Raw genomic sequence first — 15,814 nt, 5'->3', positions numbered from 1 at the left:
TGAAAGTCGCTGCACTGAAAGTGCAGGGTTTTAACCATTTTTTGGACAATAAAGGCGACCACGGGGACATCCTTCTTCTTCTCGGCAAATAAATGATGGTGATACTCAGAAATCTGTCTCATCACGTTATCATCGATATCGGACTTGTGCTCCGCGATAATGCCCACGAATAGCCCCGCCTTGCCGCCCGTTTTCAGATCCGCCTCGAAAACGAGGTCAGCCGAACCGGCATGTTTGTCGCTCGAAAAATTTTCGGGGACGCCACGCAGCGTTGAGATGTTGATGGTGTCAAGAAATTCCCTCAGTGATGGCTTTCGCCTTGCATAGAGTTCAAGTAATTCTGCCATGCGCTTCGGATTCGCGAAGGCGAAACGCAGGTAACGGTCATGGGTAAAGCTGCTTTCGTCTGCAACAGAATCAAGAATAATGTTGAATTCCTTTGCAATATTGATATCGTCTTCAGGATGGGTATTGTTTTCTGCAATGATAACATTATTCATTAGCAACGGTCCTTTTTAAATTACTGGATGGCGATTGTCAAGAGCGAGACGCGTTATTTTTTCTTTATTCGCTTGGATTTTTTCACGAGTTCCTTGGCCTCGTTGATTTCACCGACCAGTTGTTCCGTAGTAGGCAAATACAATTTGTATTCGCTAGCGAGAATAGTCTTGTTGTCTTCGGGCAATGTCATTTTCACTACAGAATCATTCTTGCCCGCACACAAAAGAATGCCGATAGTCGGATTTTCGTCTGGAAGTTTCTCGATGCGGTCATGATAATTCACGTACATCTGTAGCTGGCCGAGGTCCTGATGCGTGATTTTGCCCGTCTTGATTTCAATAACCACAAAACAGCGAAGCAACCTGTTGTAAAGAACGAGGTCAATGAAGAATTCGTCGTCTTCGAGCATAATCCGCTTCTGCCGAGCAACAAAGGCAAATCCCTTACCCAGTTCGAGCAGAAAATCAGTAATGTGCGAAATAATCGCGCCTTCCAGATCGCTTTCATAAAAGGCGGGATTCCTTTCCAGCCCAAGGAATTCCAAAATCATCGGATCCTTGATGACCTCCTGCGGGGTTTCGGGGATGCGTTCCTTGCGAGCGACCGCCAGCACGGATTCCTTATCGTTGCTGAGCAAAAGGCGTTCATATAACTGGCTGTTGATTTGGCGTTCGAGCTCGCGGCCATTCCAAGAATTGTTCACCGCCTCAAGTTCGTAATATTCGCGCTTGTCGGGGTCAGAAATAGCAATAAGCATCTTATACTGAAACCAGTTCAATTGCGTCCGCAGTGCGGACGCAATTGGATACAATAGGAAAAATTGACGTGCGCGTTCAATTTGTCGAATACCAAATCCGCTCCCATACTCCGCTTCCAGTTTTTCTGCAAGCGATTTCACGATATACGCCCCGTAATCGGCACGCTTCTTGCCATGCTGTTCTTCTTCGAAAATACGCTTGCCAAGCATCCAGTACATCTGGACACGACAGAAATCAACGCTCCTGACCGCATTTTCCCGCGCAGTCTCAATGATTTGCTTGGCATCTTGGACCAGCTTCGTAGAGATAACTTCTTTAGCCATATTAGCCTCCATTTAGCCGCAAAAAACGGCTTGTTAACGTTTGGGGCGTTCTTGCAAAAACGGTAAGCGCCGATTTAACGCAAAAACGCACCTCGCCTTAAACAGCGAGATGCGTTCAGCGGTAATGTACCAAAATCTGCCAAAGTTGGCAAGGGGTATAACAAAATTTTACATAACCACTGGGGTTATTCGTATTTCAATACTACGAGCAACAAAGACCTTGTGGAAACTCTTGATTTGAACCTGTCGGACTTTCCGACTGGTTTGCCCGAATTTGTAATTTGCAAAAAAAATGCAAAATGGTATACTGAAGAGAAATAAAATCAAACAAGTTTGATTTTGCTTCGTTCGCCTTGCTTTTCCACCTATATGCATAAAAAGGCGGGGCTACTTAATCATCTCCAACAGTTGCTGCTTGGTCACAAAACCCAGAACGGAAAACGCAGTAAGTTTATTGCCCAAATCCTTGATCGAGGCTCCGATGTGGTAAACAGTCTCGTCAACGACAATGAACCGGTCGTGGACTTCGCGCATCGTCCGCAATTCCACAGGCGGGCACTGCCGATTAAGCCGGTCGCATTCAGCTTTCATCGTCTGATTGATGCGGGCGGAATAGATTATCGCGTTCACTCTGGGATTTCGCTTGGGCATAAGCGACAAGGCCGTATCGTCTGCAAACGGGTCGATAATGACAATCTCTTGTTTTGCCGAACGGACGAGTTGAACCGCGAACTCATAGCCGCTCCAAAACGCTTTCGCCTGAAGAACGCCTTCTTTCGGTGGCAAATTCGCCTTCACAAAGAAATCCACCTGCTTTTCGAGCGTTCCAACGCGGCTTTCAATCAAATTTAAGTGAGATTCTTGTTCCTGAAATCTTTTGTCATGACCAACAAGTTGTTGATCAATACGCTCCTCAGCAAGCATAAATCGCTGGTTTACACTAAAACCTCTCAATAGATAATCTTTAAGAACCTGATTCGCCCAACGACGAAACAAGGTTCCCTGAATGGACTTGACGCGGTAACCTACTGAGATAATGACATCAAGATTATAGAAATTTGTTGGTTTGGTAGAAAAATCGGTTTTTCCGATTTTTCTTATCGTCGTATTTTTATCAACCTCCCCTTCGGAGATCGCATTCAATATATGTTCATTGATTGTTGAGCGAGATTTCCCGAACAACAGCACCATTTGGTCTATTGTAAGCCATACTGTATCATTTTCAATTCGAACAGGCAACTGTATAGAGCCTTCGGCCTGATACATCACAACTTCGCCAACAGCGGCCTCTTCAAGCGTAACATTCAGGGCGGTTTTGCCTTTCTTATTCATCTTTCCTCCCTCCGCCTACATGCATAAAAAGGCGGGGCTTAATGTTCGTCATCGCGAGCCTCAAAGAAGCGTGGCGATCCGTTTTAGAGTTTTACTCTTTTGAGCACTATAAATATAAATCAAAAAGAAATGATTGGCAAGAGGATAAAAATTTTTTCATCTTTTTCGCAAAATGTCATTATTTGTCGCGCAAAGTGTATATATTTGAGAATATGGAAATAATTGCGCACATTCGCTCAAAAAACGACAATTCTGTTGAAAAACAGCCTTTAAGTGGCCCCGATGGCCACTTGGAGGGAGTTGCCGCATTGGCAGAATCTTTTGCAAACGCCTTTAACGCAGGCGAATTTGCAAAATGTGCCGGACTTTTGCACGATTTAGGTAAGTTCAAAACAGATTTTCAGAACTATATTCGCCAATCTTCGGGGTATGATACTGAAGAATCGGATGTTTTTGGAGTTGGGAAGGTTGATCACTCCGCCGCCGGAGCAATTTGGGCCAATAAGAATATTCCCCAATTCGGTTTATTACTGTCTTATATAATCGCAGGTCACCACGGCGGTATTCCCAATTATTATGGCAAACTGGACAATCGACTTGCGAAAGAAGAGAATTTGACGGAAAGTTTTGAAAATGGCGGCAAAGAATTTCTTAGCGACATCAAGATTCCGGCACTAAAAGCTGCACCTGTCAAAAATCCAAGGGATCTTCATCTATGGGTTCGAATGCTGTTTTCTTGCCTAGTAGATGCCGACTTTCTTGATACGGAACGCTTCATGTCGCCCGAGAACTTCGCTTTGCGTGAAAATAGCCTTTCATTAAAGGAGTTAAAAGCTCGATTTGATTCATTTATGGACAAAATGAGCAAAAACGCACCTTCTACAGAGATTAATAAAATTAGAGCAGAAATTTTGTCCAATTGTCGTCAAGGAGCGATGAAAGAACCTGGACTTTTCTCTCTTACGGTTCCTACGGGCGGCGGTAAAACACTCGCCTCTATGGGATTTGCTTTGGACCACGCTATAAAATATGGCAAATCTCGAATTATCGTCGCCATTCCTTACACTAGTATTATTGAGCAAACAGCTGATGTTTACAAAAATGTGTTTAAAAACGGAGACGAAGATTTATCAAATGTCGTTCTAGAGCACCATTCTAATTTGGATCCAGACAAGGAAACGACTAAATCAAAACTTGCAGTGGAAAATTGGGATGCACCGATAGTTGTAACTACCAACGTGCAATTATTGGAATCACTCTTTGCAGCAAAAACAAGCAGATGCCGAAAAATCCACAATATTGCAAATTCCGTGATTATTTTGGACGAAGCACAAATGCTGCCTCCTGAATATTTGAAGCCCATTTTGGGAACACTAGAGTCACTCACTACTGATTTCGGTTGCTCTGTCGTTCTGTGTACAGCGACGCAACCGACACTGCAAGGGCATATCGGTTCTGCTCCAGCCCCACATGGTGAAGGTGGATTTGAAGGACTTCCACCAAATAACGTGCGCGAACTTATGAAGAACCCGCAAGAACTATTTGAAAAGATGAATCGTACAAATGTAACGTATATTCCTGAAAAAATAGATTCTTGGGAAAAAGTTGCAGAGCAATTGATTCAGTATGACCAAGTTCTTTGCATTGTAAATACGAGAAAAGACTGCAAAGCACTTTATGACTCAATGCCTCCAGATACAATTCATCTTTCTGCATCGATGTGTGGTCAACACAGAAGCAATTTGATTGCTGAAATAAAACGAAAGTTAAAAAATGGTGAACCCATCAGAGTTGTAAGCACGCAGTTGGTAGAAGCGGGTGTCGATATAGATTTTCCTGTAGTTTATCGAGCTATGGCTGGCTTAGATTCTGTCGCGCAGGCTGCTGGTCGATGCAATAGAGAAGGCAAGCTAAAGCAGGGAAACGTTTATATTTTTAATGCGCCAAAGGAACCGCCTGTTGGTTTGCTCAGATTCGGTGCTCAAGCAAGTCAGCACATAATAGATGAAGACAAACTTGAAAATATCCCATTGATTCCCGAAATTTTTTCAACCTATTTTAAGACCTATTATAATCAAGTTCATTCTTTTGATAAAAAGGACATTCTGCACGATCTTGATTTACGAAATAACCTAAAGGCTGAATTTAGGACTGCTGCGGAAAATTTCCAATTGATTAATGACAAAGCGCAGAAATCAGTTATTGTGTGGTATTCAGACGACAAAATAAATAGTCAGGTATTGATCGCTCAATTGGAGACTAGCGGTCTTAAAAGAGATATTATGCGTAAGTTACAACGTTGCACAGTCAATATCCCTAAAAACAACTGGGCAGAATTGCAGAAAGAAGGCTATATTATTGAAATAAAGGGCCCAGACGGTATTGGATTGGATATTTGGCAACAGGGAACATCTTCCCTGTATTCTGAAAAAACAGGTTTCTCACTAGATGGCCCTAAATTTGAAGGAACAGAGTTTATTTGCTAAAAGGAGTGTAAATCGATGGAACACTTTGGAAAGACATTTTGTTTAGATGTTAAGGGCGATTTCGCTTGCTTTACGCGCCCAGAAATGAAGGTGGAACGTGTCAGCTACGATGTGATTACACCTTCGGCGGCAAGAGCCATATTCTCTGCAATATTCTGGAAGCCTGCGATTAAATGGAATGTCAAGAAAATTGAGGTACTAAGTCCGATTAAATGGATTTCGGTTCGCAGGAATGAAGTCGGTGCCGTAGCCGTAAAGAACCCCATTATGATTGAAGATTCTCGACAACAGAGAGCAGGTCTTTTCCTGCGCGATGTTCATTATCGAATTTATGCGGAAATGGAATTTATCCCGATAAACAAAAGGCCAAAGGTACTAAACGAGATTCCCGAATCATTAGTCAGTGACGAAGAACGACAAGAAATTCGTAAGGATGAAAATCCAGGAAAATATCATGCGATGTTTGAACGCAGAGCCAAAAAAGGACAATGTTTCAATCAACCATATCTCGGATGTAGAGAATTTAGCTGCGAATTTAAATTCGTTGACAATCCTGAAAAAGAAGCAGAAATCACTCCTACAATAAATGAATCTCGCGATTTGGGATTTATGCTTTATGATATGGATTTCGAACATCCCAATTCTGACGGAAGCATTAACCCAGCTTTTTTCCGAGCAACCATGGAAAATGGAATTGTGAATATTCCTGATTGGGATAGTGAGGAGGTTCGTAAATGATTTTGCAAGCATTATGTGATTATTACCAAAGAAAAGCAAATAATCCAGAAAGCGGAATTGCACCGGAAGGTTTTAGTCGTGAACAGATTCCTTTCTTAATTCGTTTGAATTCTGATGGAACCCTCATTGGCCTCGATGATACTCGAACACAGGAAGGCAAACGACTTGTTGGTCGAAAGTTTCTTGTGCCAGCCGCCGTTTCCAGAACAGCCGGTATAAAAGCCAATTTGTTGTGGGATAAAGCAGAATACTCGTTAGGAATTCCTGACGGGCTAAAACTTGCAGATTTAGAGAAAAAAGCAAAAAAAGAACCTCAAAAATATACAGAAGAAACTATTTCTAAAGAGACTGAATCTTTAAAAAATAAGGCTATCGCCAGGCATCAGAATTTTATCGAGACCATCAAAAAATCATGTATCGCAGGAAATTCTAATGTTGAATTAGTATTAAAATTTCTTGAAAACGACCCTGTTAATCAAATTGAAGAAAAAATGGGTAATGACGATATTTGGATTTCAATAAAAGATGAAAATCCGAATATAAGTTTCATTATTCAGGGATGTGATGAACCTGTATGTTCTATGTTCCAAAAGGAACTTTCAAACAACAAAACCTCTTCTGAATCAGAAGATAAAGGGACATGTTTAATTTCGGGCGAGAAATCTTCGATTGCAAGAATTCACCCGATGTTAAAAAATGTTGTTGGAGCCCAATCATCAGGAGCCGCAATCGTTTCGTTTAACAACCCAAGTTTTACGTCTTTTAACAAAAAGCAAAATTTTAACGCCCCGATTTCTGAATCTGCAACTTTTGCCTATACAACAGCATTGAATATGCTGCTAGATAAGAATTCTAGAAACAAGATGCGTGTTGGCGACATGACCATGGTATTCTGGTCTGAGAAGTCAACTCCATTGGAAGATCTTTTTAGTGCTTTATGGTCTCTTCCTGCAAAAGACAATCTAGATGCGGATATAGAGGCAGTTCGTAAACTATACTGCAGTATCAACACTGGCGTATTTATACAAGATTCGAACACACGCTTTTACTTGCTAGGATTATCGCCCAATGCCGCACGAATTGCTATTCGATATTGGCAAATAGGGACTGTTGACGATGTATCGCAAAAGATTAAGCAACATTTTGATGATTTAGATATTGTCAAACCAAACAAGGATAGTGGAAGATGTGCATTGATGCCGATACTTGGTTCTATAGTTCGAAAACTTGATGATTTGCCTCCAAATCTTTGCGGGGATGTGGTTAAAGCTGTTCTTCAGGGAACTCCTTATCCGCAATCCCTTCTACAAATGATTCTTCGGAGAATTCGAACAGATTTTTCTGCATATCCATCCGATGAAAGAATGAGAGCCGCTTTGCTAAAAGCATTCTTGAATCGCAAACATAGATTTAATAAAACAACAGACAAGGAGATAACCGTGTCACTCGATAAAAATAATACAAATCCAGGTTACCTGTTGGGCAGACTTTTCGCAACATTTGAGTATTTGCAAGAAAAAGCCCAACCAGGAATCAATGCCACCATTAAAGACCGTTATTATGGAGCAGCCTCATCAACTCCTTGCACGGTATTCTCTCAACTGTTCAAGTTGAAAAACCATCACTTGGCAAAACTTGAAAATTCCGGGCTGAAGGTTTATTTTGAAAAACTTATTGGAGAAATTACTGACGGCATTTCCTCGGATGGTCTACCCGCTCATTTGAATCTCGATGATCAAGCCCGCTTTGCTATCGGCTACTATCATCAGCGTCAAGACTTTTTTAAATCAAAAGAAGAAAAATAAAATAGGAGTCAATCATGACACAAGAAAACATTCTCAAGAAACGTTATGATTTTGTCCTTCTCTTTGATGTGAAGGATGGAAACCCCAATGGCGATCCTGATGCAGGTAACTTGCCGCGTTTGGATGCCGAAACAGGCAATGGCTTGGTTACAGACGTATGTTTGAAACGTAAAGTTCGCAACTTCGTTCAACTCGCTAAACAAGGTGAAGCCGGCTACGACATCTTTGTCAAGGAAAAGGCAATTTTGAATAATGCTATTGACGAAGCCCATGATAGCGAAGCCGTAAAAGCACAAAAGAAAGATGCCGACAAAACAGAAACGGCCCGTCAGTTCATGTGCGCCAAATATTTTGACATTCGCACTTTCGGCGCCGTTATGAGCACAGGAAAAAATGCGGGACAGGTCCGCGGTCCGGTTCAAATGACATTCGGTAGATCAATTGACCCTATTATTTCCTCAGAACATAGCATTACTCGTATGGCTGTAGCGACAGAAGCAGAAGCTGAAAAACAGAAGGGTGACAACAGAACTATGGGTCGCAAGTTTACTGTTCCCTACGGTTTATATGTTTCCCACGGGTTTATTTCCGCTCATCTTGCTGCTCAAACGGGTTTTACCACAGATGACTTGAATGTTTTCTGGGAAGCTCTTGAAAAGATGTTCTGGGAAGACCATTCCGCAGCTCGTGGCGAAATGAATGTTCGTGGGCTTTATGTCTTTGAACATGATTCAGCTCTCGGTAGAGCTCCCGCCCACGAATTGTTCGAAAAGATAAAACTCGAAAGAAAAGATTCCTCTATTCCGGCACGTTCCTTCGATGATTACAAGGTAAGCATTGATGAAACTATGCCTGAAGGAGTGACATTGATTCGCAAAGTTGGTTAATTCCAACCGCAAGCCCTCTTTTGGGGAAGGATATTCCTTCCCCTTTTTCATAGAAAGTCTATATGCCTTATTCCGATGATGACTGCATAGCCATTTCTGGCTTACAACATTTAGCGTTCTGCAAACGCCAATGGGGGCTTATTCACCTAAATCAAGAATGGGCGGAAAATTATTTGACCGCGCAAGGGAAAATAATGCACGAGCGTGTGGACTCCGGTTATCAAGAATTCCGGAGAGGCGTAAAGCAATTTTCCGGATTACACGTCAGAAATATGGAACTTGGTCTGTATGGACGAATGGATGTATTGGAGGTTGAACAAACAGAAGGGCCCTATGTAGAAATTCCCTGGATAAAATTAAGCGGACACTGGAGATTGCGACCGATCGAATTTAAGCACGGCAAACCCAAGGACCACAATGCAGACTTAATACAGTTATGTGCACAGGCTCTCTGCCTTGAAGAAATGACCGGTTTGCCCGTTAATGAAGGTTCAATATTCTATTGCGAATTACGGCGTCGTACTGAATTTGAATTTGATGAAGATATAAGAACAGAAACCATTGAACTCGCCAAAGAAGCTCACCGGTTAATTGCGAGCGGGAAAGTTCCCGAAGCAGAAGAAAACCACAACTGCAAATCTTGTTCTTTAATGGATCTTTGTCAACCAAACATCGGAAATCAAAAGAAATTAAAGGATTATTATCAGGAGCTCTTCGGATGAAAATGATTCGCAATACATTGTATGTCACTCTAGAAGGTGCTTGGGTTCATAAGGATGGGGAAGCAATAACAATCCACAAGGAACATTCTAAAGTCGCCCAATTTCCTATTCACCAAATCGGTGAGATTGTTTGCTTTGGTTATGGGATTGGCGTTTCCCCTAACTTGACAGAATATTGTGCATCTAAGGGAGTTACCATCACTTATGTAGATGGCCGAGGAAAATTTCTTGCACGAATGCAGGGACCTGTTCATGGAAACGTCCTTCTTCGCCGTGCACAATACCGAATATCCGATAATCCGGAACAGTCTCTAGCCATAGCAAAATGCTTTGTTGCCGCAAAAATTCAGAATCAGCGGAATGTACTACTTCGTCATTTAAGAAACCACAATGGATGTGAGGGTGAATCCCAAATAAAGCAATCTATTGCAGCTATGGAAGAAGGGGTCGCAGGCATAAAAAGAGCTTGTGACTCCGCGGAATTAAGAGGCATTGAAGGAAATGCTGCGGACAATTATTTTAGCGTTTTCAATTATCTTATTCTAAACAAGGATCCCGATTTTCGATTTACGTCAAGAAATCGCAGACCTCCAATGGACCGAATTAATGCGATGCTATCTTATGCATATTCAATTCTTGCATTAGATATCCGTTCAGCATTAGAATGCGTTGGATTAGACCCCTATGTCGGCTTCCTACATGTCGATAGACCAGGAAGGCCGAGCCTTGCCTTAGACCTTATGGAAGAATTCAGGGCTCCCATTGCCGATAGACTTGTATTAAGCCTTATCAACTTAAAGTCTGTGTCTTCAAAAAATTTCAAAGTTTTACCAAATGGTGAAGTTGAAATGGATGCTGATACACGAAAAGTTTTGTTATCCGCATGGCAAAAACGCAAACAAGAAGAAATTAATCATCCGTTATTAGAAGAATCAATGCCGACAGGCGTGATATACACAGAACAAGCAAGATTGCTTGCAAAACATATTCGTGGTGAAATCGAATATTATCCAGCTTTTTTGTGGAGGTGATATGTTAGTCCTTGTTACATATGATGTTTCAACTGTTTCTGCCGCAGGAAGGCGTCGGCTCAATCAAGTCGCAAAAGCATGTAAGAACTACGGGAACCGTGCACAGAAATCAGTATTCGAATGTGAAGTCGATCCAGCTCAATGGAGTATTTTGAAAAATACTCTTGTTAAAATAATTGATGAAAAACAGGACAGTCTAAGAATATACTATCTTGGTTCTAACTGGGAGCGCAAGATTGAACATATAGGAGCTCATGCTCCTCCTGATATGCACGATTTATTGGTTGTTTAGGTCTTCGCTAACCTATAGCTCCACCAAATTCCCTAAGATGTTAGCGATTTTGAAAACGCGATTTTCAAAAGAATTTTGACATTTTCGTATATTTCTTAATGTAATTTCGCTATCATCTTATGAGTGTTAGCGAAAAAGCCTTTGGAAGGCCTTATTTTATAAGGTTCTTTTGAAGTCCTATCGCACCCCTCGCGGGTGCGTGAATTGAAACAATCGTATCGTAGATTTCCTTCGCTGCACCTAATCGCACCCCTCGCGGGTGCGTGAATTGAAACAAATTCGCAGAATAGAATCATGCAGGGAGCGCATCGCACCCCTCGCGGGTGCGTGAATTGAAACTTTTGTAGCCATGGTTAAATCCTTTGAGTGTTATCGCACCCCTCGCGGGTGCGTGAATTGAAACTATGCCTTGTGATAATTGCATTAAAATGCACGCATCGCACCCCTCGCGGGTGCGTGAATTGAAACGACGCAAGGGAAAACCCCGAAAAAATAACCGCATCGCACCCCTCGCGGGTGCGTGAATTGAAACTCCAGCCCATTTCCCCCCTTCCCCCCCCCATTCATCGCACCCCTCGCGGGTGCGTGAATTGAAACTGGAGTTACTGGAACCCGATTGAAGTCCTATTATCGCACCCCTCGCGGGTGCGTGAATTGAAACATACCGATTTCGCGGCGTTTATCGGCAGGGACATCGCACCCCTCGCGGGTGCGTGAATTGAAACCAGCAGTGACGTTAAAGATTTTTTAGGTTTTGAATCGCACCCCTCGCGGGTGCGTGAATTGAAACGATGCAAAAGAAAACCCCGAAAAAATAACGGCTATCGCACCCCTCGCGGGTGCGTGAATTGAAACAGTTTAGCGGGAATGTGTTTTAAAAAGTCCTGCATCGCACCCCTCGCGGGTGCGTGAATTGAAACGAAAACAAGGACGTCTATTTCCTTTGCGATTTGATCGCACCCCTCGCGGGTGCGAGAATTGAAACGCGCGAGAGTATCGAGACAATCAAAAAGGAGGGCATCGCACCCCTCGCGGGTGCGTGAATTGAAACTTAATTTCTAGCATAAATAGTCTCCCACATAAATCGCACCCCTCGCGGGTGCGTGAATTGAAACCTGTTGCATAGCTGTTTTCCAAAGTTTCGCAAATCGCACCCCTCGCGGGTGCGTGAATTGAAACTTTACTCATTGTTTTAGACAATTCATAAACATATCGCACCCCTCGCGGGTGCGTGAATTGAAACATAAACATAACCTTTATATCCACTACCTTTGAATCGCACCCCTCGCGGGTGCGTGAATTGAAACGACAAAAACTAATATAGCATTAAATGTCAATAATCGCACCCCTCGCGGGTGCGTGAATTGAAACAGCCATCGAGAACGAGAAGAACCGTCAGATTGAATCGCACCCCTCGCGGGTGCGTGAATTGAAACCTTGATGCTGGCGGCGGTCTTTTCCATCCACTTATCGCACCCCTCGCGGGTGCGTGAATTGAAACGGCAGCTGCCAGGTGTATACGCAAAAGCCCCAATCGCACCCCTCGCGGGTGCGTGAATTGAAACTTTTTTTGATGCGTTTGGACAGAAAAAACATCATCGCACCCCTCGCGGGTGCGTGAATTGAAACCTGCCCGAGGTGATATTCGAAAATGTTGTCGTAATCGCACCCCTCGCGGGTGCGTGAATTGAAACTTCCTTTTGGGTGGCGGCGCAAACTTCGCGATATCGCACCCCTCGCGGGTGCGTGAATTGAAACTACGCCCCTGCCTATGGAACTTACGATCCGAATATCGCACCCCTCGCGGGTGCGTGAATTGAAACCCGCCACTCCTTGTTTCTCGCGTTGCAATGCTCATCGCACCCCTCGCGGGTGCGTGAATTGAAACTTCCTTCATCTCGCCGCTGGCGTCGCGGTACTATCGCACCCCTCGCGGGTGCGTGAATTGAAACTTTTGTAGCCATGGTTAAATCCTTTGAGTGTTATCGCACCCCTCGCGGGTGCGTGAATTGAAACCTTTTTGAAGTTTTTTAGTCCCTTGAAGTTGCCATCGCACCCCTCGCGGGTGCGTGAATTGAAACCCCTCTCGCCTTTGCAAAGCATTCGCTATCTGTATCGCACCCCTCGCGGGTGCGTGAATTGAAACTGCCCGATGTGCGGGCGAAAACTTGCGGAGGAATCGCACCCCTCGCGGGTGCGTGAATTGAAACCTAGTTCCCTGATTCTGTTCACGAGCTGGTTTCATCGCACCCCTCGCGGGTGCGTGAATTGAAACCAGTTCCAGAGACTTGTCACGGGCCATTACTAATCGCACCCCTCGCGGGTGCGTGAATTGAAACTGGTTCGGCAGGCACATCGTTGTGTTCGGACTATCGCACCCCTCGCGGGTGCGTGAATTGAAACAGGCATCGGGAACCCGTTGTGCATGGCCATCTATCGCACCCCTCGCGGGTGCGTGAATTGAAACACGACAAACCTTATTCCGCTGTTCTTGCCGTCAATCGCACCCCTCGCGGGTGCGTGAATTGAAACCTTTTCCGTGCGCTTGACCCAGCGCACCTTTCCATCGCACCCCTCGCGGGTGCGTGAATTGAAACTTGCTGGATAGTCCGAACCATTGGAGCGCGTCATCGCACCCCTCGCGGGTGCGTGAATTGAAACCGGGGTGGTGAATCCTGCGAATGTTACTGCGGATCGCACCCCTCGCGGGTGCGTGAATTGAAACTAGTAACTCTCTTGGTTTTGTCAACAATATTGATCGCACCCCTCGCGGGTGCGTGAATTGAAACAACTTATTGCACATTATATCATTTCCACGTCAATCGCACCCCTCGCGGGTGCGTGAATTGAAACCTTAGAAAACTCTCTCTCCATTCCAGATTTCAATCGCACCCCTCGCGGGTGCGTGAATTGAAACAAGTCTAACGACTGCGTTATTTGCAGTATCGCATCGCACCCCTTGCGGGTGCGTGAATTGAAACTTCATTGCGTTGAGGTAGAGCGGCAGCGGGTTATCGCACCCCTCGCGGGTGCGTGAATTGAAACCATTATCCCGTTTCTCCTTTCTCTTTAGTCTGATCGCACCCCTCGCGGGTGCGTGAATTGAAACCCTGATCAGGGACATCAGCCTTCCGGCTCCCTATCGCACCCCTCGCGGGTGCGTGAATTGAAACAATAAAGCCTTCACCGATAATTCTATGACAATTATCGCACCCCTCGCGGGTGCGTGAATTGAAACTGTTTTGAAGGTGGTTTCGATTCTGAAGGATAATCGCACCCCTCGCGGGTGCGTGAATTGAAACGATACAGTAATATAGCTTGTCGCGAGTGAAATTATCGCACCCCTCGCGGGTGCGTGAATTGAAACCTTGTTGCCGTCGGCGTCCTTGATGATATAGCATCGCACCCCTCGCAGGTGCGTGAATTTATTTCCTGAAACTATAAATATCATACATTCCATTACTACCACGCAGTGCGCAATATATTGCACATCACATTGACAAATTTTGCCACATTCCGTATATTTACATCAAAATACGCAACATATTGCACATTTTAAACACAAAACAGCGATAAATAGATGAAGAATCTTGGAGAACAGATAGCGCAACGGCGCAAATACTTTAGGATTTCACAGGCGGACCTTGCGGAAATGGCGGGCGTCAGCCTGCGCACCGTGAGTGCAATCGAGAACGGAAGCGCAAATCCGAGCATCAGCATACTTTCTAAAATTCTTGAAATCCTCGGTTTCGTCATCACCCTACAGGAGCGAGTCAAATATGATTAAAACAAGTCAAGTATAGTTGATCTAGCCTATTCCCTATGTTCGTATAGGTACAGGTTCGCCTCGGGTACTGCGAGGGCGGAGCCTTTTATTTTCCATTCGTCGTCGGTGCCGGTGCGGTACTTTACAACGACACGGTAGCGGTTGTCAGTCTGTAAGACGGCCTGCGGAACGGTCCAGAAGTTCTCGGTACCCACGACCATCTCGAGTTCATAGAAGTCGCGCGAATCTATACCGTAGATGGCGATGGATTTTACCATGTCCTTTGGGTTGCGCACCTGCACGATGCTCCAGAATTCGCTGGCACCTTCCTTGACCCAGAGCGACGTCGAATCGCCCCACACGCCGTCGACGCCCTCGCAGCTCACGAATTCCCATTCGCCGTAATAGCGGCCCACCTGATTTCCCATGATGTCAGCGGCAGGGGCGCCGCCCAGATCCACGCCGCAGTTTGCGTCGGGGCAGCGGTCGGTAATGCGCACGGTCACATGCTTCCAGCCGTCGGTTGTTTTCGCCTTCACGCGCACGCAGCCGCCACAGGCCGCGCCGCCATTCCACGGGCCCAAATCATCGCCAGGGGACACATTCACGTGAATGGCCGCGTAGTATTGTATATTAGTTTGTCCGTAGTTGCAGGCGCCTCCGAGACTCGTTTCTTTTGCCGTGATGCTCCCGTAGGTGGTCACGGAACCCTTGCCGCCGTTTTCGGTGAGTTCGGGGTCTGCCGCGGTGTAGCTGTCGCAAGCAGTACACTTGCCGTCGTCGTCATCGTTATCGTCGCTGCTGGATTCTGGTGCTGCGCTCGACGAAGATAGCGCCACATTCACTGAGGAACTTGTCCCTTCGGCAAGCTCAGGGACCTTGGTTATTTCGGAGGAGCTTGAACCTTCGGCAGGCTCAGGAACCTTGGTTGTTTCGGAGGAACTTGGCTCCAGCGAACTTTCGCTTGAAAGTGTATCGGTGGCACTCGCCGACGAATCATCACCGCAAGCAACAAAGCCTGCACCTACCAGGGCGCTGAAACAAAAAGCAAGGGCAAGATTTCTCATACCCTTGAATATAATATATTCTTTTAAGGGAAAAAGGTGATCCCGGCACAAGGCCGGGATGACATGTGAGTGGTTGGCCGGGATGACATGTGAGTGGTTGGCCGGG

Annotated in this window: 12 protein-coding genes and 1 CRISPR repeat array; of the genes, 8 read left to right on the top strand and 4 right to left on the bottom strand. The window is 44.9% G+C overall.

Features of this window, described 5'->3' with window-relative positions; translation table 11 throughout:
• The 3 genes from Q0P86_RS15115 to rhuM all read right to left on the bottom strand — a co-directional run.
• A partial coding sequence (locus tag Q0P86_RS15115; RefSeq protein WP_295040603.1) for an Rpn family recombination-promoting nuclease/putative transposase occupies positions 1 to 500 on the bottom strand: 500 nt, incomplete at its 3' end.
• A 53-nt stretch (positions 501 to 553) separates the two neighbouring features.
• Positions 554 to 1,582 carry a PDDEXK nuclease domain-containing protein gene (locus Q0P86_RS15110; protein ID WP_295040601.1) on the bottom strand — a complete coding sequence of 343 codons (1,029 nt, stop codon included), beginning with the start codon at positions 1,580 to 1,582 and terminating at the stop codon, positions 554 to 556.
• Positions 1,583 to 1,969: 387 nt separating this feature from the next.
• The gene (gene rhuM / locus Q0P86_RS15105; protein WP_295040599.1) at positions 1,970 to 2,914 is read right to left on the bottom strand and encodes a RhuM family protein; all 945 of its coding nucleotides are present in this window, start codon (positions 2,912 to 2,914) and stop codon (positions 1,970 to 1,972) included.
• A 41-nt stretch (positions 2,915 to 2,955) separates the two neighbouring features.
• Between rhuM and cas3 the strand changes: the two genes are divergently transcribed.
• The 8 genes from cas3 to Q0P86_RS15065 all read left to right on the top strand — a co-directional run bounded on the left by cas3 (position 2,956) and on the right by Q0P86_RS15065 (position 14,662).
• The gene (gene cas3 / locus Q0P86_RS15100; RefSeq protein ID WP_295040597.1) at positions 2,956 to 5,400 is read left to right on the top strand and encodes a CRISPR-associated helicase Cas3'; all 2,445 of its coding nucleotides are present in this window, start codon (positions 2,956 to 2,958) and stop codon (positions 5,398 to 5,400) included.
• Between the two features lie 15 nt (positions 5,401 to 5,415).
• The gene (cas5c, locus tag Q0P86_RS15095; RefSeq protein WP_295040595.1) at positions 5,416 to 6,138 is read left to right on the top strand and encodes a type I-C CRISPR-associated protein Cas5c; all 723 of its coding nucleotides are present in this window, start codon (positions 5,416 to 5,418) and stop codon (positions 6,136 to 6,138) included.
• Positions 6,135 to 7,943 (top strand): type I-C CRISPR-associated protein Cas8c/Csd1, encoded by a 1,809-nt coding sequence (cas8c, locus tag Q0P86_RS15090; protein WP_295040594.1) that lies wholly within the window; start codon positions 6,135 to 6,137, stop codon positions 7,941 to 7,943. Before cas5c ends, cas8c begins: the two co-directional genes overlap by 4 nt.
• A gap of 14 nt (positions 7,944 to 7,957) precedes the next feature.
• Entirely contained in the window at positions 7,958 to 8,830 is an 873-nt protein-coding gene (gene cas7c / locus Q0P86_RS15085) for a type I-C CRISPR-associated protein Cas7/Csd2 (RefSeq protein WP_295040592.1), read from the top strand.
• Between the two features lie 62 nt (positions 8,831 to 8,892).
• A complete protein-coding gene (gene cas4, locus Q0P86_RS15080; protein ID WP_295040590.1) occupies positions 8,893 to 9,552 on the top strand; it encodes a CRISPR-associated protein Cas4 in 660 nt (219 codons plus the stop codon).
• Positions 9,549 to 10,583, top strand: a complete 1,035-nt coding sequence (gene cas1c / locus Q0P86_RS15075) for a type I-C CRISPR-associated endonuclease Cas1c (RefSeq protein ID WP_295040588.1) — start codon at positions 9,549 to 9,551, stop codon at positions 10,581 to 10,583. Before cas4 ends, cas1c begins: the two co-directional genes overlap by 4 nt.
• Position 10,584: 1 nt before the next feature.
• Positions 10,585 to 10,875: a CRISPR-associated endonuclease Cas2 gene (gene cas2, locus Q0P86_RS15070; RefSeq protein WP_173381723.1), complete on the top strand. Its 291-nt coding sequence runs from the start codon at positions 10,585 to 10,587 to the stop codon at positions 10,873 to 10,875.
• 179 nt (positions 10,876 to 11,054) lie between these two features.
• A CRISPR array of direct repeats spans positions 11,055 to 14,306; the repeat unit is 32 nt; unit sequence ATCGCACCCCTCGCGGGTGCGTGAATTGAAAC.
• Positions 14,307 to 14,455: 149 nt separating this feature from the next.
• Entirely contained in the window at positions 14,456 to 14,662 is a 207-nt protein-coding gene (locus tag Q0P86_RS15065; RefSeq protein ID WP_295040586.1) for a helix-turn-helix transcriptional regulator, read from the top strand.
• A gap of 26 nt (positions 14,663 to 14,688) precedes the next feature.
• Here the strand turns inward: Q0P86_RS15065 and Q0P86_RS15060 are convergent, their stop codons facing one another.
• Complete coding sequence (locus Q0P86_RS15060; protein ID WP_295040584.1) at positions 14,689 to 15,708, bottom strand: hypothetical protein; 1,020 nt, start codon at positions 15,706 to 15,708, stop codon at positions 14,689 to 14,691.
• Between the last annotated feature and the right edge of the window lie 106 nt (positions 15,709 to 15,814).

Origin of the sequence: uncultured Fibrobacter sp. (assembly GCF_946062555.1) — a bacterium.
Taxonomy (GTDB): domain Bacteria; phylum Fibrobacterota; class Fibrobacteria; order Fibrobacterales; family Fibrobacteraceae; genus Fibrobacter.
This window is presented reverse-complemented; position numbering and strand designations above follow the sequence as displayed.